At 67.5% G+C, this 23,249-nt stretch carries 21 protein-coding genes; 8 read left to right on the top strand and 13 right to left on the bottom strand.

What is annotated here, in order from left to right; translation table 11 throughout:
* Positions 1-25 precede the first annotated feature (25 nt).
* The 5 genes from A0W70_RS04930 to A0W70_RS04950 form a co-directional block, all read right to left on the bottom strand.
* Positions 26-1,456, bottom strand: coding sequence for a DegQ family serine endoprotease (locus A0W70_RS04930; RefSeq protein WP_217495389.1), 1,431 nt, complete (start codon positions 1,454-1,456; stop codon positions 26-28).
* Between the two features lie 136 nt (positions 1,457-1,592).
* Positions 1,593-2,039, bottom strand: a complete 447-nt coding sequence (locus A0W70_RS04935) for an SRPBCC family protein (protein WP_067561054.1) — start codon at positions 2,037-2,039, stop codon at positions 1,593-1,595.
* Positions 2,040-2,289: 250 nt separating this feature from the next.
* A complete protein-coding gene (locus A0W70_RS04940) occupies positions 2,290-2,715 on the bottom strand; it encodes a DUF4168 domain-containing protein (protein ID WP_067561056.1) in 426 nt (141 codons plus the stop codon).
* 510 nt (positions 2,716-3,225) lie between these two features.
* Positions 3,226-3,750: an NUDIX hydrolase gene (locus A0W70_RS04945; RefSeq protein ID WP_067561058.1), complete on the bottom strand. Its 525-nt coding sequence runs from the start codon at positions 3,748-3,750 to the stop codon at positions 3,226-3,228.
* Positions 3,751-3,811: 61 nt separating this feature from the next.
* Positions 3,812-5,488 (bottom strand): ABC-ATPase domain-containing protein, encoded by a 1,677-nt coding sequence (locus A0W70_RS04950; RefSeq protein WP_067561060.1) that lies wholly within the window; start codon positions 5,486-5,488, stop codon positions 3,812-3,814.
* Positions 5,489-5,752: 264 nt separating this feature from the next.
* On the opposite strand from A0W70_RS04950, the gene A0W70_RS04955 reads away from it, so the two are divergent.
* Positions 5,753-6,343 carry a Z-ring associated ZapG family protein gene (locus A0W70_RS04955; RefSeq protein ID WP_067561062.1) on the top strand — a complete coding sequence of 197 codons (591 nt, stop codon included), beginning with the start codon at positions 5,753-5,755 and terminating at the stop codon, positions 6,341-6,343.
* Positions 6,344-6,388: 45 nt separating this feature from the next.
* On the opposite strand, the gene A0W70_RS04960 is transcribed toward A0W70_RS04955, so the two are convergent.
* Positions 6,389-6,715, bottom strand: coding sequence for a hypothetical protein (locus tag A0W70_RS04960; RefSeq protein ID WP_067561063.1), 327 nt, complete (start codon positions 6,713-6,715; stop codon positions 6,389-6,391).
* 137 nt (positions 6,716-6,852) lie between these two features.
* Here A0W70_RS04960 and A0W70_RS04965 point away from each other — a divergent pair, with 137 nt between their 5' ends.
* On the top strand, positions 6,853-7,224 hold the full coding sequence (locus tag A0W70_RS04965) for a bactofilin family protein (RefSeq protein WP_067561064.1): 372 nt from the start codon (positions 6,853-6,855) through the stop codon (positions 7,222-7,224).
* 26 nt (positions 7,225-7,250) lie between these two features.
* On the opposite strand, the gene A0W70_RS04970 is transcribed toward A0W70_RS04965, so the two are convergent.
* The gene (locus A0W70_RS04970) at positions 7,251-7,490 is read right to left on the bottom strand and encodes a hypothetical protein (RefSeq protein WP_067561065.1); all 240 of its coding nucleotides are present in this window, start codon (positions 7,488-7,490) and stop codon (positions 7,251-7,253) included.
* A 141-nt stretch (positions 7,491-7,631) separates the two neighbouring features.
* Here A0W70_RS04970 and A0W70_RS04975 point away from each other — a divergent pair, with 141 nt between their 5' ends.
* The 3 genes from A0W70_RS04975 (at position 7,632) to recQ (ending at position 11,722) form a co-directional block, all read left to right on the top strand.
* A complete protein-coding gene (locus tag A0W70_RS04975; RefSeq protein ID WP_067561068.1) occupies positions 7,632-8,729 on the top strand; it encodes a PQQ-dependent sugar dehydrogenase in 1,098 nt (365 codons plus the stop codon).
* 34 nt (positions 8,730-8,763) lie between these two features.
* A complete protein-coding gene (locus tag A0W70_RS04980) occupies positions 8,764-9,369 on the top strand; it encodes a glutathione S-transferase family protein (RefSeq protein ID WP_067561070.1) in 606 nt (201 codons plus the stop codon).
* 208 nt (positions 9,370-9,577) lie between these two features.
* Positions 9,578-11,722, top strand: coding sequence for a DNA helicase RecQ (recQ, locus tag A0W70_RS04985; protein ID WP_067561622.1), 2,145 nt, complete (start codon positions 9,578-9,580; stop codon positions 11,720-11,722).
* Positions 11,723-12,068: 346 nt separating this feature from the next.
* On the opposite strand, the gene A0W70_RS04990 is transcribed toward recQ, so the two are convergent.
* Positions 12,069-12,593: a hypothetical protein gene (locus tag A0W70_RS04990; protein WP_067561073.1), complete on the bottom strand. Its 525-nt coding sequence runs from the start codon at positions 12,591-12,593 to the stop codon at positions 12,069-12,071.
* A 205-nt stretch (positions 12,594-12,798) separates the two neighbouring features.
* Here A0W70_RS04990 and A0W70_RS04995 point away from each other — a divergent pair, with 205 nt between their 5' ends.
* Positions 12,799-14,277, top strand: a complete 1,479-nt coding sequence (locus A0W70_RS04995) for a rhomboid family intramembrane serine protease (protein ID WP_067561075.1) — start codon at positions 12,799-12,801, stop codon at positions 14,275-14,277.
* Positions 14,278-14,378: 101 nt separating this feature from the next.
* Here the strand turns inward: A0W70_RS04995 and A0W70_RS05000 are convergent, their stop codons facing one another.
* Entirely contained in the window at positions 14,379-15,671 is a 1,293-nt protein-coding gene (locus A0W70_RS05000; RefSeq protein WP_067561077.1) for a tetratricopeptide repeat protein, read from the bottom strand.
* Positions 15,672-15,787: 116 nt separating this feature from the next.
* A complete protein-coding gene (locus A0W70_RS05005; RefSeq protein WP_067561079.1) occupies positions 15,788-16,342 on the bottom strand; it encodes a methyltransferase family protein in 555 nt (184 codons plus the stop codon).
* 140 nt (positions 16,343-16,482) lie between these two features.
* Here A0W70_RS05005 and A0W70_RS05010 point away from each other — a divergent pair, with 140 nt between their 5' ends.
* A complete protein-coding gene (locus A0W70_RS05010; protein WP_067561081.1) occupies positions 16,483-18,033 on the top strand; it encodes an alpha/beta hydrolase in 1,551 nt (516 codons plus the stop codon).
* Positions 18,034-18,109: 76 nt separating this feature from the next.
* Here A0W70_RS05010 and A0W70_RS05015 read toward each other — a convergent pair whose 3' ends face one another.
* Positions 18,110-19,378, bottom strand: coding sequence for a multidrug effflux MFS transporter (locus tag A0W70_RS05015; protein WP_067561083.1), 1,269 nt, complete (start codon positions 19,376-19,378; stop codon positions 18,110-18,112).
* Positions 19,379-19,520: 142 nt separating this feature from the next.
* On the opposite strand from A0W70_RS05015, the gene A0W70_RS05020 reads away from it, so the two are divergent.
* A complete protein-coding gene (locus A0W70_RS05020; RefSeq protein ID WP_070988370.1) occupies positions 19,521-20,408 on the top strand; it encodes a class I SAM-dependent methyltransferase in 888 nt (295 codons plus the stop codon).
* 119 nt (positions 20,409-20,527) lie between these two features.
* Here A0W70_RS05020 and A0W70_RS05025 read toward each other — a convergent pair whose 3' ends face one another.
* Positions 20,528-21,577: a CE1 family esterase gene (locus A0W70_RS05025; protein WP_067561087.1), complete on the bottom strand. Its 1,050-nt coding sequence runs from the start codon at positions 21,575-21,577 to the stop codon at positions 20,528-20,530.
* A 96-nt stretch (positions 21,578-21,673) separates the two neighbouring features.
* Positions 21,674-23,026, bottom strand: coding sequence for an HD-GYP domain-containing protein (locus A0W70_RS05030; RefSeq protein ID WP_067561089.1), 1,353 nt, complete (start codon positions 23,024-23,026; stop codon positions 21,674-21,676).
* Positions 23,027-23,249: the final 223 nt, after the last annotated feature.

Here is a 23,249-nt window from a genome sequence, read left to right on the forward strand (position 1 = left end):
CCCGTGTATGCCACCGCGGGATTCCTCAATCCTTCGTCGGCAGCGTCAGCGACACGAAAAGCGTGTTATCGCCGCGGCGGATCTGCACCGCGACGGGCTGGTCGCGGGGCAGCGACTTGACCGTCTCCTTGAGCTGCTCGACGCTGGTCAGTTCCTCGCGTCCCAGCCGCAGCAGGATGTCGCCCGGCCGGATGCCGGCCTCGGCGATCGGACCGGCGCCGACGCGCTGCACCAGCAGACCGCGGCCGCGCAGGCCGAGTTCCTGGCGCTCCTCCTGGGTCAGTTCGCGCACGGCGACATTGAGTGACGATTCTTCCGCACCGTCGCCGTCGTTACCGGACGGTTCAGCGTCCTCGTCGTACTCCGACAGTTCGCCGAGTTCGACCTCGATGGTCTTACGCTCGCCGTCACGCAGGACGACCACCTCGACCGTTTCGCCCGCGGGGGTCCGCCCGACCATCGGCGGCAGGTCGGCCGCCTCCGCGACCTCCTGACCGTCGAACTCGAGGATCACGTCGCCGGCCTTCAGACCGGCCCGGGCGGCGGGGCTATCCGGAACGGTCTCGGAGACCAGCGCCCCGATCGGCTTGTCGAGGCTGAACGACTCGGCGAGGCCGCGATCGATGGGCTGGATATTCACGCCGAGATAGCCACGCTCGACCCGACCGTGCTCCTTCAACTGCTCGACGACGTCCATCGCCGTGTTGATCGGCACGGCGAAAGAAAGGCCCATGTAACCACCTGAACGGCTGAAGATCTGCGAGTTGATGCCGATCACCTCGCCCTCGCCGTTGAACAGCGGACCGCCCGAGTTGCCGGGGTTGACCGCCACATCGGTCTGGATAAAGGGCGTATAGGTGTCATTGGGCAGATTGCGGTTGAGCGCGCTGACGATCCCCTGCGTGGCCGTGTGCTCGAGGCCGAAGGGCGAACCGATCGCCAGCACCCATTGCCCGACATTGAGTTCCTCGGAGTCCCCGAGCTCGACCGTATCCAGTCCTTCGGCGTCGATCTTGAGCAGGGCCACGTCGCTGGGCTTGTCCACGCCCACGACCTCCGCCTCGTATTCCTGGCGGTCGTCCATTTTTACGATGATCTGGTCGGCCTCGTTGACCACGTGCGCGTTGGTAAGCACATAGCCGTCTTCGGAGATGACGAAGCCGGAACCGAGCGAACTGCGTTCGCGCTGCTGTTCCGGCCCGCCGCGCTCAAAGCGCTCGAAGAACTCGCGGAAAGGGCTGTCCGGAGGCAGACGTTCCATCAGGCCTTCGGGCAGATTGCCCGACCCCCGCTCGACGGTCTGGGTGGTCGCAATGTGCACGACCGCGCTGCGGTTGGTCTCCACGATCTGCGTGAAATCGGGCACCCGGTCTGCGGCGCTCGCGGGTGCCGTGGCGCCGAGGAGAAGGGCCACACCAAGTATGGCCGGAGTGAGCATCGGAATTTGCGTCCGCATCCTCGAAAATCTCCCGTGTTGTCAGTCAAAAAGGGCGTTTCGCATACAGGCCATTGTCCAGCGTGGCGCTTTCCGCGGCCTGTCCGCGGTATTACCGGTTGTTCATCATGCGCCCTGCATCGCAGCGGCAGAGTATTCAGCGCTCGCGCTCGATCAGCTGTTTGATATTGGTGACCGCGTTTTCGCTGCCCTCATGGACAGCCTTGCGGATCAGGCGCTCGAATGGCCGCATGTACATCTCCAGCCGCTGCAGCTCGAAGGTGAAGTCGAGGCGGCAGCGCGCGGGCCCCAGCGGCTCGAACACGTACTCGATGACGAAGGCCGGCCGGTCGACGCCCTCGAAGCGGACACGCCGATACGGTTCCATTTTCGTGACGCGGAACACGGTTTCGCTGCGCCGGCCGCGGTCCATGCGGACCTGTCGCGCCCGCATGCCCGCTTGTACCGCGTTGCCGTCGAGTGGTTCAAGCTCGCGCACCTCGGGCGACCAGCGCGGATAGTTGTCGAAGAACTCGACGGCGACGAACTCGAAGACGGTCGTGAGCGGCCGTTCAATCTCCCTGCTGACCTGCGCCTGCACCATATCGGTTCCGTTACCCGTGTCGCGCGCGGGTAGCGGCACGCGTGAACGCCGGACACGTTGGCAGGGTGAGCGAGAGGGCGGCCACGGGCGGCCGCGGGTGGGCGAGCAGAGGTTCCATGATCGACTTCCGGGAACGGATGATCCGGTCGTCATCGTACGGCCTGCGCGGGTGTGCAAGCCAATCCGTGTGATGAATGCACGCACCCGCCGATGGCGCCGCGGGGCCCCGCGGCGCCATCCCGCCAGCGATTCAGCCGGAGTTGTCGCGCTTCTCCTGCATCATGCTCTGCAGTTTCGAGCGCAGTTCCTTGTCGTTGTTCAGCTTCTTGCCGATCCGACGGTACTCGGCGATCTCGAGGCCCTCGTCGCGGATCGCGCTGACCATTGCCTGTTGCCCTTCCTTGCGCAGCTGCTGCTGCTTCGACTTGTCTTCCGCCTGCTGCATCTTCTGGCCGTATTCGGCGCGAACGGTCTGCAGCTGGCCATAGGCGGCCGCGAACTTCTCGAGATCCGCCTCCGTCACGGGCTCGTTCGAGGCGGCGGCATCGGACTGGCCACTGGCGTTTCCGGACTGGGCGGAGCCCTCGCTGTCGGCCGCGCTGACCATGGTCGCGGGCGCGAACGCCAGCAGGAGCGCGAGTGCGATGGCGCTGTTGAGCCGAGTCACGTTGTTCATACGATTTCCCCTGTGGTTTTCTTCGGTCTGTGCAGTAGTCAGGCGACCCTTGTGACGGTCGCAAGATCGTCCACCCTGAAGGCCATCACCTTTACGGGTCCTGTGCGGCGTATTACAGGATGTTCATCCGATCCCGCACGGTGTCACTGCCACGCGGGTACAAAAAAAGAGCCGCAGCGAGTGCGGCTCCAGGGGGGGAGGGACCTACCTGATTGCTATCGACCGTACGGGGGGATGGTCCGTCGTTCGATGGCGGGGATTATGCCCGCGCCCGAGTGAACCGGTCCTGTCCGTAGCGTTACGTGCAGTTCATGGATGGCCATCCATTCCCGGTCAAAAAAAGAGCCGCAGGTTATGCGGCTCGAATGGGGGAGGGGATTGCCTGATTGCCATCGACCGCACGGTACGTCCGTCGTTCGATGGGAGGCATTCTGCAGGCCACGGGTGAAGTGGTCCTGTAGAAGGTGTTACGCGGTGTTCACGAGCAGATGTCGGAGCGGTACGCCGGCGTTACGACGACCACGGCGGGTCCGCGAGCCTTGGCAGCAGTGGTTCCAGAATCCGCCACGTCGCGCCCCAGATCCGGATCGGCCCCACACGCAGACACGGCCATTCGCCGCGGTCGGGGAGTCCGGGGGCGGTGATACGTTCGTGGCGCCGCGCTTCGGGGCGCAGCAGATCGGCCACCGGCAGTTCGATGATGTCTTCCACCTCGCCGGGTTCCGGCCGCCAGTACGCGGGGCGTTCGATGCGGGCGAGAAACGGATGGATACGGAAGCCGGTCGTGAATGTGTGGACCGGCGGCAGGGATTCCAGCAGCGTGATGCCCTCGGCCGCAGTCCCCGTTTCCTCGACCGTCTCGCGGATGGCTGTCGCCGCCAGCGTGGCGTCACCCGGTTCCCGCTTGCCGCCCGGCAGCGCAATCTGACCGGCGTGAGCGCCACGGTCGACGCGCCGGATCAGCAAGAGTCGCAGTGCCCCGTCCGGGCCGGCGAACAGCGGTACGAGCACGGCGGATTCGACGGTGCGGGGCATCGGGCGAGCGGGTGGTTCGGTCAGGTCGTGGACCCAAGCATAGCAGTCCGGGTTCCGGGGCTCAGTGCTCCGGGTCGCCCGGCTGTTCGAGGCGTGCGCCGCGCAGGCGGCTGAGCGCGGCCACCACCTCGGCGGTCCGGGGCAGCGCGAGGTCGCCATCCGGATGCCTCGATATGCGTTCCCAGCCCGCGAGGAGTCGGTCGGCGATCCACGCAGGCGGGTCATCGACGCGGTGGGATTCGTCCCCCAGCTGTGCCAGCAGCAGGCCGATCGTGCGTACCTGCGAGGGGTCGACGATCTGTTCGACGGCGCGCAGATCGATATCGCCGCGGCCGAAGACCAGCGTATCGCGTCCGCGTGCCTGCATTTTCCGCTTGCCGTTGCGCGTTTCCGCGCTCACGGAGCCCGGATCCAGTCGGCGGGTCGCCGGCCGGGCCAGCGGACCGGCATGCTCCTCGCGCCGGCCGGTCACGTGTTCGGCGGCGATCGCGTGGGCGCGCGTCGTGACATCGTACGGCCGGTACGCGTTCATCTCGATCACGGTGTCGGCGCAGTCGAAATAATCCCCCGAGCCGCCCATGACCAGCAGGGTCGATACGCCCAGCTCGTCGCGCAGCTGGCGGATCCGATCGACAAACGGGGTGATCGGTTCGTGGTCCTTGGCCACGAGCGCCTGCATGCGCTCATCGCGGATCATGAAATTGGTCGCGGAGGTGTCCTCGTCGACCAGCAGCGTGTTGGCGCCGGCCTCGAGCGCCTCCTGCAGTGCCGCCGCCTGGCTCGTGGATCCGGAGGCGAGCTCCGTGCTGAACGCCGTGGTCGACTTGCCGTAGGGCAGATTTTTGATGAACGGCGACAGGTCGGCGCCGGCGACCGGGCGGCCATCCTCGGCCCGGATCTTGACCGCGGCCGGGTCGGCCACGACGCGCTCGCGGCCGTCGCCGGGGATATGGTCGTACACGCCGAGTTCGAGCGCCGTGAGCAGGGTGGACTTGCCATGGAAGCCGCCACCCACGATCAGTGTAATCCCGCGGGGGATGCCCATGCCGGTGACCGGGCCGGCGTTCGGCACCCGCAGCGTGACTTGCCGTTCGGCTGGTGCCGCAAAGGCGATCCCGTCCTTCAGGGGGCGATCGTCGATCCCGCTTCGGCGCGGAAGCATCGCGCCCTCGCCGACGAAAGCGACCAGCCCGTTGTCGGCCAGCTGGTCGCGCAGCGCGCACTGGTCCTCGACGGTCGCGCAATGCCCTTCCAGCCGGTCGCCGTCGAGGCATTCGTATTCGGCCGCGGCGCGCACGCAGTCAGGGAGGTATCGGCAGAGCAGATCGCGGGCGCGTTTGCCGCGGATACGCCGGCCGTTGGCCGGCAACTGCACGCGGAAACGCAGCTCGACGCCGTGCTCGGTGAACAGGCAGGCGGTGCGCTCGAGCACGCTCTGGGCGCCGGCGTCGATCCCGATCTCCTCGATCGACGCCGCCGCTGCCCGGAAACTCCGGGCGATGAAGTCGCGCGCGGCGCGTTCGCGGGCCTTGCCGTCCCGAGCGCTGGCCGGAATGGCGGCGCGGGCCCAGGGCACGAACGCCCGCACCCGTGACGGGGCGGCGAACGGGTCCGCCTGAACATGATCGACGGACAGCGTGAAGCGCGGGAACTCGTGCACGCCCGCGATATCGTGGTACGCCTTGTAACCACGGCCATCGATCCGCTCGAGTGTCTGCTGCAGCTGTTTCGGGTCCATTGCCGACCGCCAACGCTCCGGGTTACGTAATGCTAGCGCACGCCGCAAGTACCCGGAGCGCATGCACGACCCCGAAGATCGGATTGATGCAGGTAGAGAGTCCCCCGAACGCGGGCAACGATCGGAATCCACCCGCATCGGTCGCTGTAACCGGATCCCTCGGGGCACCGGGTCGATTCTTGATTAGCCTACAGCCCACAGGCCCGTTACAGTGCGGATACAGCTTGTCACCGGATCACGCCACAGCGGTGAGGGGAGTCCACCATGGAAACGGAGTATTGGGTCCTTTCGATTATCGCCATCGTGCTCGCCCTGGTGGCGGGCTTTATCGGCGGTCGCATGTCGGCGCCCCGGCAGCGCCGGGTGGAGGCGATGGAGCAGGAGCGGGATGCCGCCCGCGAGGAGGCCGAAGCCGTCCGCGCGGAGGTGAACCGCCATTTCGAGGAGAGTGCGCGCATGTTCGGCAAGCTCGCCTCGGATTACCGCACGTTCTTCCAGCAGTTCGCGCAGACCGCGCAGAATCTCGGGCTTTCCGAGGGGCGTGCCCGTGAGCTTCTGGAAGAGGCCGATCCGAATCTCATCGCCCGTCAGGCGGGGGGGTCCGGTAACCCGGCGGCGGACGCTGCGCAAGCGGATACCGCTACGGCCGGCCCGCGCGCGCAGGGGGGCGGCGAAACCGAAGCGCCTCCGACGGAATCGACGACGACCGCGGGAACGGATGAAGCACCGTCGCCCGCGGATACGGACGAGCCATCCGGCGATGCCGGGGGGCAGGCCGCGAGCGGGCCCCCGGGCACGGGGGAAGGCGACGAGGCCCCCACGGATTCCGACGCGGAACGCGACCGACGCGGGTAACCGGTGCCGGGTGATGCCCACCCGGGCCGGCTCAGTCGACCCGGGTCAGGTCAGCACCAGCTCCGACAGCATCCAGCCGCCGACCACGCCGATGTTCAGTGCCCAGATGAATGTCAGGAAGCGCGCCGCATCGCCCCACATGGGGTTGCCGACGTTGCGCGCGCACATCCACACGGATGTAAGAATCCACGTGGTGTAAGGCACCATCACGACGGCGGAGGCGAAGAACAGCGTCCACGTGACGCCGATGTTCTGCAGGGCGGTGTAGAACACGCCGAACAGGATCCAGCTGCCGACAACGCCCCAGAGCCAGAAGACGGACCACAGGCGCCCTTCGCCCCTGAGGTTCCGTTTGACGACGTTATCCATCATCGTCGACCTCCTTTCACGGCGACCGCGCCGTGGGTTCCCAGTATGACCCACTGGCCGCAGGCGCACCACGGTGGCGCGCGACCGCCGGGACTACTAACCTGTGCGGTCTGCCTTTACTGACGCGGAGCGATTGCGCCATGTCCGACGACTTTCGCCATGCGAGCGATGCCGACGTCACCAGTATCATCGGGGTACGCGACCGCACCCGCGGCGACTGTCACGTCGGCGGCGGCCTGCGCGTGGACGGGGTGGTGCGGGGCAATGTGATCGCGTCGGGTGACGACGCGGCCCTGATCGTAAGCCCGAACGCACGGGTCGAGGGGGATATCCACGTGGCCCGGGCGCGCGTTCAGGGCCATGTAACGGGAACGGTCACCGTCGACGGGCATGTCGATGTGCGCGCCGGTGCGGTGATCGAGGGCGATGTCCGCTATGGATCGATGGCGATCGAAACCGGGGCCTCGATTACCGGGACCCTGACCGCCCTGCGCATCGAGGAGGATGTCTGAAGACCGTAGCGCAGACCTGGCCGACGTCAGGTGTTGCGCTCCAGCCGCAGTTGCCCCTCTTCATCCAGCCGCAGTGAGCCGATCACCCGCCCCTCGTCGTCACCGACGTCGAGCGGGCCGTGTTTGCCGAGGCGTTGTTGGATTGCGGCGTAGATGCTGTCAACGTCGGTATGCAATCGAGCCGCCGGGCGCCCCTCCTGGTAGGCCACGAGATCGCTTGCCTGCTGCCAGTCGAGGATGGGGGTGCCGCCCAGGTTCGTGGTCATGCGCTTGGTATCCGGCTCGGATCGTTGACGGTATCCTGGCAGCGCGGCGGGTTCGTTGCCACCAGGGGGCACGCGGGGCTGGGCCGGGTCCTGACGATGGCGGTATGCTGTCCCGGTATCCAGATCCCACAGGGGGAGAGCATGCCGCGTACGCGATCCACCCTTGCCTTCTGTCTCCTTGGGCTTGTGCTCATGCCATGGCAGGCGGCCGCCGAGGTGCACACCGAGACCGTCGCCGATGGGCTCGAGCATCCCTGGGCCATGGCCTTCCTGCCCGATGGCCATGTCCTCGTCACGGAACGCTCCGGCGACCTGCTGCGCATCGACCCGGAAAACGGCGAACGCGCGGCGATCGAAGGTGTGCCGGCCGTCGATGCCCGCAACCAGGGCGGTCTGCTCGACATCCAGCTGCATCCGGATTTCGCCGCCAACCGTCAGGTCTACCTCACCTGGTCCGGTGCATGCGGTGCGGGCAACGCGACCCATCTCGGACGCGGGCGCCTCGCCGGGGATCGCCTACGGGACTTCGAGACGCTGTTCGTCGCCACGCCCTGCGTCGACAGCACCAAGCATTTCGGTTCGCGTATCGTTTTCGACGGCGACGGGCACCTGTTCATGACCGTCGGCGAGCGTGGCGAACGCGATCGGTCCCAGGATATCGGCGATCACAACGGCTCGGTCCTGCGCCTGTTACCGGATGGCGGAATCCCGGCGGATAATCCCTTCGTCGACCGCGACGACGCCGAGGCGGCGATCTACAGCTACGGCCACCGCAATCCCCAGGGGGCGGTACTCCATCCCGACACGGGGGCGCTTTGGATCCACGAACATGGCCCGCGCGGCGGCGACGAGATCAATCTGCCGGAACCGGGCGCCAATTTCGGTTGGCCGAAAACCACCTACGGCAAGGAATACTGGGGCCCGGAGATCGGCCCGGACCAACTCGAGGGCACCGTCCAGCCGATCCATTACTGGGTGCCATCGATCGCACCGTCGGGTATGGACTTCTACACGGGCGATCGCTTCCCCGAGTGGCGGGGCGATCTGTTCATCGGCGCGCTGGCGCTCACGCACCTGGCGCGGCTCGAGATGGACGGCACCGAGGTCGTGCGCGAGACGCAGCTTCTCGATGATCGCGGCTGGCGCATCCGCGACGTGCGCACCGGGCCGGACGGGTACCTGTACGTACTGACCGATGCCGCCAACGGGCGCGTGGTGCGCGTCGCGCCGGGCGAGTAATCAGGGGCGCAACCGGCAACCGCCAGGAGTCGCTATGCAATTGTTTGTTTCCCCGACCTCACCCTACGCCCGCAAGGCCCGGATCGTACTCCGGGAGCGCGGGCTGACCGGGCACGTGGAAGAGCATTACCTTAATCCGCACCAGGACCCGGCCGAACTGCTTGCTTCGAACCCGCTCGGCAAGATCCCTACACTCGTGCGCGACGAGGGCGCACCGCTGTACGACAGCCGCGTCGTCTGCGAGTGGCTCGATGCGTTGGCGGGCGAAGACGGACTGATTCCGGCCGCCGGCCCGGAGCGCTGGTCGGTCCGCCACGCCGAGGCGCACGCCGATGGGATTCTCGATCTCACCGTCGCCACGGTCATGGAACGCGCCCGCCCGGAGGGCGAGCAATCGCCGGGCTCGATGGCGCGCTGGCGCGAGAAGATCGAGCGGGCCGTGGCGGCGATGGATTGGGTCCGAGAGGCCTTGCCGGATCGGTTCACTCTGGGCCACGCCGCGCTCGCGGTCGCGCTCGGGTATCTGGATCTGCGCCTGCCGGATTACGACTGGCGCGCTGCGCATCCGTCGTTGGCCGAGTGGCATGCGCAGGTTGCTGAACGGGCTTCCATGCGCGAGACGGCGCCGCCGGCCCAGTGAGTCGATCCGCGTGTCCCGTGATGGATGTGATGCACGCTGCACGTAGGCCGGCTTGCGACCGGAGGGAGCCAGCCGGCAGACGCCGTTCAGGTCCTGAGCAAGGCCTTGCCGGCTGTTGCCTGATGGCAAAAGCCGGCCTACGGGCTGCAGCCGGACTGTTTTGCTACAGACTCGACTTACCCACAGGGGAAGTGAACCAGTGAACGAAATGGAACCAGCCGACGTCGATCAGCCGGTCGATATCCTGCGCCGGATTTTCGGCTTCGATGCATTCCGCGGCGAGCAGCGCGCCGTCGTCGACACTGTCGTTGCCGGTCATAATGCCCTCGTCCTGATGCCCACCGGTGGCGGCAAATCGCTCTGCTACCAGGTGCCGGCCCTGCTGCGCGAAGGCACCGCGGTGGTCGTGTCGCCGCTGATCGCGCTGATGCGGGATCAGGTCGAGGCGCTGCGCCACAACGGCGTGCGGGCCGCCTGCCTCAACTCGACCCTGGACGAGGCCGAGCGGCGCGAGACCGAACGCGCCCTCGCCGCCGGTGAACTCGACCTGATCTATGTCGCGCCGGAACGGTTGCTGAACGGCTCCACGCTGGCCCGCCTCGAGAACATCCCGATCGCGCTGTTCGCGATCGATGAGGCCCACTGCGTCTCGCAGTGGGGGCACGACTTCCGCCCGGAGTACATGCAGCTCGGCGTGCTGCGTGAACGCTTCCCGGGCGTCCCGCGGATCGCGCTGACCGCCACCGCGGACGACCGCACCCGCCGCGAAATCGCGCACCAGCTGTTTCCCGATGGCACCGAGACCTTCATCGCCAGCTTCGACCGGCCCAACATCCGTTATCGGGTCGGCCTCAAGGATCGCCCGCGCGAGCAGCTGCTGAATTTCATCCGCGCCGAGCACCGCGAGGATTCGGGCATCGTCTACTGCATGACCCGCAAACGGGTCGATGAGGTCGCCGCGTGGCTGAGCGAACGGGATCTGGTGGCGCTGCCCTATCACGCCGGGCTCGACCAGGGGACGCGCCAGGCGCACCAGCAGCGGTTCGTGCGCGAGGAGGGCGTGATCATCGTCGCGACCGTCGCCTTCGGCATGGGCATCGATAAGCCCGATGTCCGTTTCGTGGCCCATCTGGACCTGCCCAAGAGCATGGAGGCGTACTACCAGGAGACCGGCCGCGGGGGGCGCGACGGACTGCCCGCCGACGCCTGGCTGGTCTACGGCCTGCAGGACGTGCTCCAGGTGCGACAACTCCTCGCCGGATCCACCGCCGGCGAGGCCCAGCAGCGGGCAGAGCGCGAGCGTCTCGAGGCCTTGCTGGCGTACTGCGAGCGCATCGGCTGCCGCCGCCAGGCCCTGCTCGAATATTTCGGCGAGACGCACCCCGGGCAATGCGGCAACTGCGACAACTGCCGCCAGCCGCCCGAGACCTGGGACGCCACCGAGCCGGCCCGCATGGCCCTCTCCGCCGTCTACCGGACCGGTCAGCGCTTCGGCGCCAACCATATCGTCGATGTGCTGCTGGGACAGGCGAACGAGCGCATGCGCCGCTTCGGTCACGATCGCCTGAACACCTTCGGCATCGGCCGCGACCACCCGCGCGCCACCTGGCACTCGGTGCTGCGCCAGCTGCTGGCCCGCGGGCACCTGCAGCCCGATCCGGAGGGCCATGGCGGTCTGCGGCTCACCGATGGCTGCCGCCCGCTGCTGCGGGGGGAGGAGGCGCTGCATCTGCGCCGCGATCTGCTGGAGACACCCCGGCGCAAGAGCCGCACGGGCGCCAGCGCACCGGCCCATTCGGCCGACTGGGAGGCCCTGCGGCGCTGCCGCCAGGAACTCGCCGAGGCCGAGGGCGTGCCGCCCTACGTGATCTTCCACGACGCCACGCTCACGGCGCTGCTGGACCTGCGCCCGCGCAATCGCGAGGAGATGAAACAGGTGCCCGGGATCGGGCAGCACAAGCTCGAGCGCTACGGCCAGCGCTTCCTCGACGTGCTGGCGGAATTGGGCGGCGGTGGCGCGCCCGCGGACACGCGCCGCGAGACCCGACGGCTGCTGCGCGCGGGGCAGGATCCTGCGGCGATCGCCGAGGCGCGCGGGCTCGCGCCGACGACGGTCTACGAGCACCTGGCGCAGGGCGTCGAGAACGGCGAGATCGCGCTCGACGAGGTGCTCGCTCTGGACGCGGGCACCCGCGGCACCATCGAGGATGCACTGCTCGACAACGGCGAGCCCGTCAGTCGCCTGCGACCCGTATTCGATGCCCTCGACGGTGAATGGTCGTTCGAGACCCTCAAGCTCGTCCGCGCCGACCTGCGACGCCGCGCCGGCAGCGCCGAGGCCGTGCCGGGCTGAGCCGGAGCAGTCACCCTCGGACAGTCCGGCACAAAGCGCAGGCCGGCTTGCGACCGAAGGGAGCCAGCCGGCGGCAGTCCTTGCGGCCATGTACAAGGGCAAGCCGGCTGTTGCCTGACGGCAAAAGCCGGCCTACGGGGTGGCACTTCTCGTGGATTCTGGGGCGTGTCAGAAGGGGGGAACCGGCCGCCGCACCGCGTAGGGCTCCGTGATCCTTATCCGTTCGGGACATCTCTTGCCGGCTCATCGCGAGCAAGCTCGCTCCTACAGTTGCACCTGAACCACGGTGGCAGGATTCATGTAGGAGCGAGCTTGCTCGCGATCGTATCCGCGCGTGCCAACTTACTTAGTCCCCTGGCTGCCTGTACACGAGTTCATGCGCGACCTGGAGCCGGTCGTTGCGCAGCGCCATGACGATCTTCCCCCGCTCGGTCCGCCACTCGCTGTAATAGACCAGATGCCCGGCGGCGACCGCGTCGCCGTAGCGATCCGGTTCGTCGGCCAGCATTCGGTTGCGCCACATCATGCGATCGTACCGGGGCATGCCGTGGCGCTCGATGAGGTCGGATTTGAGCCGCTCGTAGTCGTCGATATAGCGGTTGTCGTCTTCATGCGCCGCGCGGTTGAACCAGTGCGTGGCCTCCAGTCCGTCCGCACCGAACCGGTAGCTCAGCGTCAGCGGGATTCCGGCGCGCTCGACGTGATACACGAGCCGGTCGGCCGGGGCGACGACCGGTTCGTCCGGCTCGGCCGCCAGCACCTCGGCGCGCGGCGTCCCCCATGCGAATGCGCGCGTCTCCGGCGGTGGCGGCGGGGTCGTGGTGCAGGCGGCAAGCAACAGCAGCAGGGCGATGATCGCGATCGGGCGCATGGTGGATTCCTTCAGCGGGTCGGAGCGGGTGTCGGACCCCGATCGATACACCGGATGGCGCGGGTACGCAAATCGTTCATCCGGCGCGCCGAGCGCTGGCGTAGTCCGGGTGCCCGCGCTACCGTATCGCAGTCCGCCGGCCCGGCGTGCAATCCCGTCGGTGCGTGCAGGGACGCGCGTCGACCATCGGCCATGGAAGATTAATATGCTGATCATACCGTTCGACCGCCCCATCGACTGGCGCCGCCCACCGGTCGTCACGTTCGCGCTCGTGGCCGTCAACGTGCTGGTATTCCTCGGGTTCCAGCTCGATGACGGGCGCGAACTGCAGCGGGTGAAGACGTATTACTACGAATCCGGTCTCGCGGAGATCGAGCTGCCGCGGTATCGCGCCTGGCTCAAGGCACAGGGTGACGACCCGTTCGTGGAACACTTCGGTGACCGCATCGACGATCCCGCTTCCCCCTGGTTCGGACGGATCGTCAGCGACGAGGCATTCACCCGGCGGCTCGAGGCTGGCAAGGTCATCGGGCCGGATCATCCCGAGTACGAGCGCTGGCAGCGCGGGCGCGAGGGGCTCGCGCAGCGCCTCGATCAGACGACCGTCTGGGGCCATGGGCTGCGCCCGGCGGAGTCCGCGCCGACCACCTTCCTGACTCACATGTTCCTGCACGGTGGCTGGTTTCACCTGATCGGCAACATGCTCTTTCTGATTACGCTCGGGCTGCTCGTCGAGGTCGCGCTGGGCAGTCTCGTGCTGACCGGCCTCTATGTGCTCTCGGGTTTCGGGGCGGCGGGGCTGTTCATCGCCCTGCAGCCGCAGGGTCTGATGCCCCTGGTCGGCGCCTCCGGCGCCGTCGCGGGGCTGGTGGGTCTGTGCGGCGTGCTGTACGGCCTGCGCCGGATCCGGTTTTTCTACTTCATCGGTTTCTACTTCGACTACGTCAAGGCACCGGCCCTCGTCCTGCTCGGGCTCTGGCTCGGCAAGGAGGTATACCAGTACATCCGGTTCTCGGAGTTGAGCAACGTGGCGTTTACCGCACATATCGGCGGGATCCTGACCGGAGCGCTTGCGGGTGCCGCCGTGCGTTTCGGGACCAACGCGGTCGATGAAGAGGCGATGGACGAGCGTGAGCGCACCGAGGCGTTCGAGCGCGAACTGGGTGCAGCCCATGAGCGGCTGGCAGCGATGGAGCCGGACCGCGCGCGGCCGCTGTTCGAGCGCATGGTACGTAACTGGCCCGACAACGTCCGGGTGCTGGACGGCCTGTTCCGCGCCAGCCGCTTCGCGCCCGCCAGCGACGCGTATCACGATGCCGTCCATCGGATTCTGCGGCTGGAACCGACCGATGACGAGACCGCGGAACTCATGGTCACGGCCTTCCGCGATTACCGTCGGCGCGCGCGGCCGAAACCGAAGATCGGTGGCGCCGTGTTGGAGCGGATGATCGATCTGTTGCTGCGCCGCGGAAGCGCCGAGGAGGTGGCCCCGCTCGTCCAGGCCGCCCTCAAGCACCCGCAGCGGTTCAACGGGATCGAGGAGAGCGCGATCCGGCTCGCGCGCAAGTATCAGCGTGAAGGTGAGCGCGCGCGGGCACGATCGCTATACCACTATGTGCTGCAGCACTTCGCGGACACGGCGGCCGCGCGCCAGGCGGAGCGAGCCCTGACGGAAGTCCGCTAGGGAGACTCTGATTTACACCGGCCAGCGCGTTGGGGAATGATGTAGGTCGGGCTTCCAGCCCGACCTACAGGATTCCCACTAATCAGAGGCCCCTACCCCTACTACCCGGTAAGCGCGTCCCGCAGCGCCTGCGCGCGGCCCGCTGCCGGATGATCGGGGAACCGCTTGATCAGGAAATCGGCAACCTGGCGCGCCTTGTCGGGCTGTTGCAGGAAATCCGAGAAGATCCGTGCGACCTCCAGGTACAGCGGCGGAATAAACGGGCTCTCGGGGAAATCCTTGTGGAAGCCGTTGGCCATGCGCACGGCCCGGCGGTATTCCCCGCGCTGCACGAGCATGTTCATCAGCGGTTCGTAATCCGTTTCCCGTGCCGGGCGCAGGCCGGGGTCGATATCGGTGATATCGATGAAGACCTCGGTCGCCTCGCGCAGCCGGTTGGCGTCGATCAATTCGCTCAGCAGGGTGCCGGCATTGTCGACCTGTGCATCCTCGTCGTCGGTGAGTTTGAGCACCTGGTGGCGTTGCTGGCGCAGTTCGATCGCGTGGTCGGGGTGCTCGCGGATCAGGCTGCGCAGGCGCTGGGCGGCGGATTCGTAATTCCCGCCCTCGATATCTTCATCGACCGGATCGAGCAGTTCGCCCCAGCCGTCATCGGCGTCCGCGAGTGTATCCGGCGCGTAGCCGACGCGGTCGTGATACTGGAAGATCAGATACCCCATCAAATTCATCATGGTGAAGAAGAAGAGGTTCTGGAAGAAGGTGCTCAGGAACGCCTGGGCCGCCAGCGGGAGGTCCTGGCCGAACAGGGACATGACCGTGCCCGCCCCGCCATTGAGCAGCAGGAGCAGCCCGAGCACGGCGAAATACGGCCAGCCGATGCGAAAGGCGATGCCGAACAGGGTTGCCGGATTGAGGGCGGCGAAGACCGAGCGTTCCAGCGCCAGCGTCATGACGATCGCCGGGAACAGGGCGGCCACGCATATGCCGTAAACGATAAAGCCCACGAAGGTCAGCGCGGGGGGCAGGATGATCGCCATGAGCCATGCGGCCAGACCGAGCAGTATGAATACGGCGATCTGCTTGAACGGCAGTTCGTAACCATCCAGCAGCGTTTCCTGATTGAGCCGCGGGGGCAGTGTATGGCCGTTCGCGGTCCGCTCCAGGATATCGTAGCCGTACTTGATCGAGAACACCGCCGCGACCACCGATACGATCAGCCCGACCACGAAGCCGAAGCCGCCGGCTTGCATCAGATCGAGCACGGTGGCGTTGGCGACTGCGAGCACCAGCAGGACGTACAGGCCCGGCGGCGTCAGCGGATAGAGAAAGAACCGCGGCATCCGGTTCCAGAACGGGGTGATCGTGACCGGTTGGCGTCGCGTCCGTAGCGACATTGATGATCTCCGTGTGGCTGTCCGTATATGCGAGTATGCCGGGCGCGCCGAATATTGTCAGGTTCGCGGCGGCGTGTGGTCCACGACGAGGCTGTTCGAGAACCCCGGACAGCCTCCTAGAGTAACCACGGAAGGAACATCCTGGTCCTCGTCATATAGTCGCGGTACGCATCGCGGAAATGGTCGAGGCACTCGCGCTCCTCGACGCGCGCGGTCAGTACCATGAACACGGTGGCGATCGCGGCGAGCAGTGCCGCCGGCAAGGATGGCGCCTTCAGATACAGCCCCCAGGCGAGCAGGATCACGGAGGCGTAGAGGGGGTGCCGGATGCGGCTGTAGAGCCCCTCGGTGACCAGATTCCGCGTGCGTTCGAAGCCCAGCAGGGTCGGATCCCGCCGCGTGGGGTCGCGCTGGCCCCGGCGCCGCAGGAGGCGAATGCCGTCGAGCAGGAAGTACAGCGCGACGAGCAGCAGGGCCCATGAAACGAGCTGCTGCCGTGAAAACCGGTCGACGAACCACCAGGGGGCGTTGAGCGTGAACAGGACGATGGTGGCTTCCAGCGCGAAAAAACGGTAGAAACCATGGCAGTCCGGCTTCCGCAGGGAGCGCCGCGATATCCAGAGCAGCACCAGACTGCCGGCGATCAGGGAGGTCCATTGCACTGCGCTCACGCCCCGACTCCGGCAGCCTGTTCTGGTGGTGCGATTGTATCGGACGACCCGGGGTGCCCGCGCCCGTCGATCGCGGTGCCTGCGGGCGGACGCGAACTTCGCCCCGAATCCATCAACCGACCGGGAATGCCCGAATCGCCATGATCCGATGCACCGTGAGCTGTCGGCACCTCGTCGTGATCGCCATCGCGCTGGCCACGCTCGTCACGACGCCTGGCGCCATTGCGCAGGCGTCGTCCGGCAACGGGGGCGATGCCGTCGAGACGGTGCGCGATCGCCCGCTGCCGGACCGGTGGCAGGCGCGTTTGATCGAGGAGCCGATTTTCGAATCGCGCATGTACGTCGTCGAGGCCGGCCCGGCGGATGGCACGCCGGTGCTGCTCGTGCATGGTCTTGGCCAAAGCGGATACCAGGACTGGTGGGAAACGATCGAGGCCCTCGAGTCGGATTACCGCGTCATAGCCCTCGACCTCCCGGGGTTTGCGCGCTCCACGGAGGGCGCGGGCGAACTCTCCCCCGAACGCTATGCGCGCGTGCTCGACTGGCTCGCGCGGCGGCTCGCGCTGGAAGAGATTCAGCTCGTCGGCCATTCAATGGGGGCCGCGATCGCGCTGTATTACGCCGGAACGTATCCGGATCGGGTCGATAACGTCGTCCTTGTCGATGCCGCGGGCATCCTGCAGCGCATGGCGTTCCTGCGGGCGGTGGCTTCGGCGCAGGTCCAGAATTACGGACTGCCGGGGTTCGTTGCCGATCGGCTACGCGGGCTGTTCCAGTGGGGCACGGGCGTGGTGGAGCGCCTGCTGCTCTCCTCGGAGGTCGATGTCGTCGATCTCCTGCGCCGCAGTGACAGCGCATGGGACGCGCTGCTCTCCGACCGGCCCAACGTCAACGCGGCGATCGCACTGCTGGAGACGGATTTTTCGCGGGTATTGTCCCGGTTCGATCGGCCCGCGACCGTGATCTGGGGGGAACACGACAGCGTCGCGCCGATCCGTACCGGTCACATGCTGCATGGGGTGTTGCCGGACAACCGCCTGCGCGTGATCGAAGGGGCGGGACACGTCCCGATGCGCTCCGATACCGGCGTTTTCCTCGACCATCTGCGCGAGGCGCTGGGCGCGCCGCCTGTAGGCGGCGTTGCCGCCCATGCCGACGCCGCCGAGGGGCGGCCCGATTTCACCTGCCGGGGCCGCAGGGGCGAGACCCTGTCGGGCGATTTTGGCCATATCGTTCTGGAAGACTGCCCGGGTATGCGCCTGGTCGATGTCCGTGCGCGACGACTGACGATTACCGCTTCCAGAGACACGCGGCTGCGCCACGTGACTGTCGGCGAGGGCGCCACCGACGGTCGTGCGGGCATCGAGATCACCGCGTCCGACGTGATCGCGACCGATCTGCACGCACGGGGCGCTCCGGCGGTGCGGATCGACGGAGGGCGGGTCGATATCGCCGGGGGTGTGCTGACCGCCGCCGATGCCGCATTCGAGGTCGAGCGGCAGTCGACGGTGGTGTTCTCCGTCAGCCGGGTGCATAGCGGCGTCCACAGCGGTTTCCTGCACGGCGCGGTCAAGGCGTCCGACGCCGTTCTCGACGCGACGCCGACACTGCGGCCGCCGCGTCCGGAGGGCCAGCGCGTGATGCTGCCGCCGGCCGAATCGGTCCGGACGGCTGCCGCTCCGCCCGCCTGAACGGCGTGCCCACAACGAGCCCTCGCAAGGTCTGCGGCGTAAGGGCGATTGCGGCGCGGGCGGTCTGCCCCGGGGTTTATCGGATGGACCCCTCCCGGTCGCCCGTTTCCCGGCCGGGGCCGTGGGCATCATCCGCCGACCGTGAACGTGCGGCCCGCTCGCGCCGCAGTGCGCGCTCCATGGCGCGCGGTGCGCCCACGGCCAGCGCCAGCGCCCCCAGTGAGCATGCGGCCATCGTGAGGACGACCGGCATCAGCGTGCCGTCACTGACCGCGGTGGATAGTGCGCTGACCGCCCCCGCGACGGTGAACTGCGTGGCGCCGAGCAGCGCGGCGGCGGTGCCGCCGAGCGTGGGGAAGAACTCGAGCGCATTGGCCATGTTGTTCGGTGCGATCGCCCCCATGCAGGCCACGGTCACACCGAGACTGATGGCGACGGCCCACAGCGGCGCACCCGTGGCGGCGAACAGCAAGAGTGTCAGCACCGCCGCGGTCTGCACGGCGACCGCCGCGCGCAGGAGCACGGTGGAATGCCACGAACGCAGCAGGCGCCGATTGGTCAGGTTCACGCAGGCCATACCGGCGATATTGAGCGCGAACAGCAGCGAGAACGTGGCATTCGAGACGCCGAACCAGTCCTGGAGGATGAAGGACGCATGGGTGATGAAAACGAGCATGACGCTGAAGGCGAGCGTCTGCAGCGCGATGAATCGCATCGCCGCCACGCTTTTCAGTACATGCATGTAATTCGTCACCAGCGTGCGCAGCGGCGTACGTGTCCGGGCCGCGGGCGGCAGGTGGCGGAACAGTGCCAGTTGCAGCACCAGGCCGAGTAGCGCCGCGTACACGGCGAGCAGGACGAAGATCCAGGGCCAGTCGCCCGCCGCCAGAATCAGCGAGCCGATCGAAGGCGCCGCCGCCGGCGCCACGAACATGATCAATCCGATCAGGCCGAACAGCCGTGCGGCCTCCGTGCCGCGGGCGCGGTCACGCACGATCGCCGGCACGGAAACGGCGCACCATGCCCCGCCCAGCCCCTGCAGCATGCGCCAGGCCATCATCGCGCCCAGCGTCTTGGCGTGGGCGACCATCAGGCTGCCAAGGGCGAAAATGGTCAGTCCCGCGAGCAGAATCCGTCGACGGCCATAGCGGTCGGACAGCGGTCCGCCGACCAGCTGCGCGGCGCCGAGCAGTGCCACGTAGGCGCTCAGCGTCAGCCCCACGGCGGCGTGCTGGACGCCGAGATCGGCCGCGATGCGCGGGAATGCCGGCAGGTAGGTGTCGAGCGCCAATGGGCCGAGCGCCACGGTCATGCCGAGCAGCAGGGCGATCCGCAGATGCGACACGAAAGCTCCTCCGGGTATTCCCGTTCACCGCGCGCAATGGGGCTGAGGGTGCGGGCAGGATCGGGTACAGTGCTTGCTTAGCGCGTGATTGTCACATCGGAGAGGGTAAGCCATCGCCGGCAAGGCGGTGGCGCATACTGCAATGTCCGACGCCCGTCGCCCCCACGAAGAAGCGGTCATGGCCGCAGGCAACGTTTCCGTCGAGCCGCTCGACTGGGCCAGTATGGAACTGCCCGACGCGTGGCCCGACGAGGCGACCCTGCGCCGTCCCGGGACGGTCCTGGCGATCATCCGTCACATCCTTGGGAAACGCGAGAAGGTCCGTCTGCCGGCGGGCACGCCCGGGGCCGAGCGGATCCCGCGCTATGTCCTGCAGGAGTTCCATGGCCTGCCGAACGGGAATTACTCCAACCGCTTCACGCGCGGGTATATCAAGGGCTTCGAGCGCTCGATGCTGGGGGAGCTCGACCGCGCGCGCTCGGCCATGGCCGAGCGGCTGCGCGATTGCCGTGCGGTCCTGGATCTCGGCTGCGGCGGCGGCAAGACCGGCGCCGCCGCCCAGGCCTGCGGGGTGCCGGAGGTGTGGGGGGTGGATCCGTCCCCGTATCTGTTGAAACACGCGGCCAACGCCTGGCCGGGCATGCGTTTTCTGCAGGGCACGCTGGAAGACATCCCGTTGCCGGATGAACGGGTCGACGGGGTCATGGTCAATTTCGTCTTCCATGAGATCCCGCCGCCGTATCTGCGCCGTGGACTGGCCGAGATCGCGCGGGTGCTGCGCCCGGGTGGCGTCCTCGTGCTCGCCGAGCCGTCGCCGCAGCAGGCGTACCGGAGCGCGCGTTCACTCTTTCGTCAGTACGGATGGCGAGGCCTCTATTTTCGGGCGCTGGTCCGGATGATGCACGAGCCCTTCATCGACGCCTGGCATCGTTTCGACGTCCCCGAAGAGGCCCGGGCGCACGGTTTCGTCACCGAGGACGTGGTCGAGGGCATGCCGATCAAGCGCTGGGTCCTGCGCCGGGCGGGTTGAGCCGGCCTGCTATATACCGTGGCCGTTTCGCCGCTTCTGGACTCGTGTTGCGCTGTCGTTGGTTCTCGCCAAGGCGCGGAGGGCGCCCGAAAAAACGATCCGGCCCCTGACGGACCGGCCTACTCCATGTCACGCCGGAACGGACTCATGAACTCCCACGCGAGCGTCGCTCCCTCGGCGTCGCGGCAGACGTTGCCGAAGATGCGCCGGGCGAGGAAGGTGTCGGGCAGGTCGTAGCGCAGGCTGGGCAGGGTGTGGCCGCCACCCTCCATGGCGAGTAGCCGGACGGGGGCGCCGCCCGATTCCGGTCTCCAGGTGACCTCGCGGAGGCGGCAATCGTCATCCGGGGCGCGGTCCGGCAGATAGCGCGTGCGCCGCGGCGCGTCCGCGGCGTGATTCGCGTTCAGCCACCATGCCACGGTGTCCTCGGTAGACCGGATCCGCCCGCCGCGCATGGGGATTTCGCCGCCATCCCATTGCATAAGACGGTCCCGCGTTCCGTTGGTGATCATCAGCGGGGTGGGGGCCTCGGGCGGGCGGAGGTCCGCGTCGTCGGCCGGCAGATTGGCAATGAACGCGGCGCCCGCCGCGAAGCGTCGGGGTTCATGGATCAGCAGCCTGTACGTCAGCAGTCCACCGTTGGAGGCGCCTGAGACGTAGACTCGCGCGGGATCGACCGGATAGCGGCGTTCGATCCGGTCCAGCAGGTCCGTGATGAAGCGCAGATCGTCCGTCCCTGGCGCGTCCTCGGCGACGCCGGTGGCCGTGGCGTCGACCCAGAACTGGTTGTCACCGCGCGTGTCCCCGTTTTCCGGGTTGGTCCCGTTCGGCACCACGAGCACCAATCCCTCGCGGTCGGCGACATCGAGCCACGCGCGCGGCCCGCCCGCGCGCTCGCCGAACATGTCGCGCATACTGCGCGAGCCGCCATGGAGCAGGATGACGGCGGGCGCGCCGCGTTCGAGGCCGGGGGGGAAATACAGGCGGTACCAGCGCGTGGTTTCGCCCGACCGCAGGGATCGCTCGTACCAGCCGCCGTCGCTCCAGGGGGCGGCGCCGTTGCCGGTGGCGGCATCGGGCCGAGGTCCGGTGCGATCAAAGGCGCAGCCGGCGAGGAATGCGACCAACGCAATCAGGATCGTACCGGCCTTCCCGGGCCATTGGGCCATGCGACACACTCCCGTGCGGTGGGGTCACCGCCGGCGAGTGTAGCCGGAATCGTGCGCGGGGTCCCTGGCTGATCGGTCCCGAGCTGACGGCTGCAATCAGGCGGCCGCCGTCGCCTTGCCGGTGTCCCGTCGGCCACGCCCGAATTCGCGGGCGACGACCTTGCCGATGTCGACATTGGCCTCGCGCTGGCCGAGGGCGCGGCGGATCTGCCGGGCGTTTACCTGGGCGTCCTCCCGGTCGGTCGCGGCGAGATTCAGCAGCAGCCGTTTGCGGTAGGGCTCCCCGTCCGGGGTGCGCAGGAGCAGCACGGTGGGCCAGGCGCCGGCGCCGGGACGGCTGCCGACGACGATACCGATTGCATCGTTGTCCAGCTGCACGAGACTGCCGACCGGCCAGGTACCGACACAGCGGATGAAGGCCTCGACGAGTTCGCTGCCGAAAGTCTCTTCCGCGTTTCGGTACAGCTCCTGGAGTGCCTGGTCGGGGCGAAAGGCCCCGCGGTAGGGCCGGTCCGTCGTCATCGCATCGAAGCTGTCCGCCAGCCCGGCGATGAGTGCCTGTCGCGGCAATGAATCACCGCCAGCCCGTTCTGGATAGCCGCGGCCATCGATGCGCTCGTGGTGCTGGCGCACGATGGCGAGCGCCTCGGCGGGCACCCCGGCCTCGGCCAGATGCTCACAGCCTATCTCCACGTGCTGGCGCATGGTGGCGCGCTCTGACGAGGACAGTGGCCGCGTCTTGGTCAGGATCTCGCGCGGCACCTTGATCATGCCCACATCCATCAGCAGCGTACCGAGGCCCAGGCACTGCAGGGCCTTGCCGTCCATGCCGAGGCTGGCACCAAAGGCGAGCGCGATGGCGCAGGAATTGGCGGCGTGGTCCGCGAGGTACGAATCGTGGCGCTGCAGCCGACTCAGCCACAGCGACGGGCTCGAATCCTCGCGAATCAGGCGCGTCATCTGGTCGACGGCCCGTGTCGCTCGGGTAATGTTGATCGGGCGACTCTGGTGGAGCCGCAGCAGCGATTCGCGCACTGCCTCGGAGGCCGCATCGCGGATATTCGAGGCTGCGTGGACGAGCCGGCTGAAGCGTGCGCGGTCGGGGTGGACGACCGGCTCGAAGAGCGTGCCCGTACACTGGCGCAGGGCCTCCGGGAGTTGCCGTTGGCTGAGGGCTTCGTGTGTCCGTGATCCGATCTGATCGGTGTGCAGGGGCTGGCGCTTGCCCGCGGCCATGACGGCCTCGGCGGCCGCCGGCTCGGACTGTCCCAGATCGACATATACGCTGCGGCAATAGGCCCGCAGTGTTTCGATCTCTTGGTCGGAGGCGATCCGAAACCCCTGGAAAATGAACGGGGTTTCGACCCAGGGACGGTCGAGGGCATGAACATGCAGCCCCGGGCGGAGAAGATCCACGGGCACCGCTACGGATTGTTCGTTGATATTCATGACCGGAACCTCCTGACGTCAGTCACGGACGTAAAGAGCCGGACGCATCGCCTGCGTCGCACTCCCGGCTGGACTTTCGGGCGATTGTCGAATATTGCCATGGCATAACTTGCCATGACGAGGAACGGGTCACATTTCAGACGAATATTGCGCCATTTATGACGCTTGAGCGCGTTATAAGTCGCTGATCAACGCCGTATCAGGCGTTTTCCCGTCATAAAGC

It is taken from the genome of Halofilum ochraceum (assembly GCF_001614315.2).
Taxonomy (GTDB): Bacteria; Pseudomonadota; Gammaproteobacteria; order XJ16; family Halofilaceae; genus Halofilum; species Halofilum ochraceum.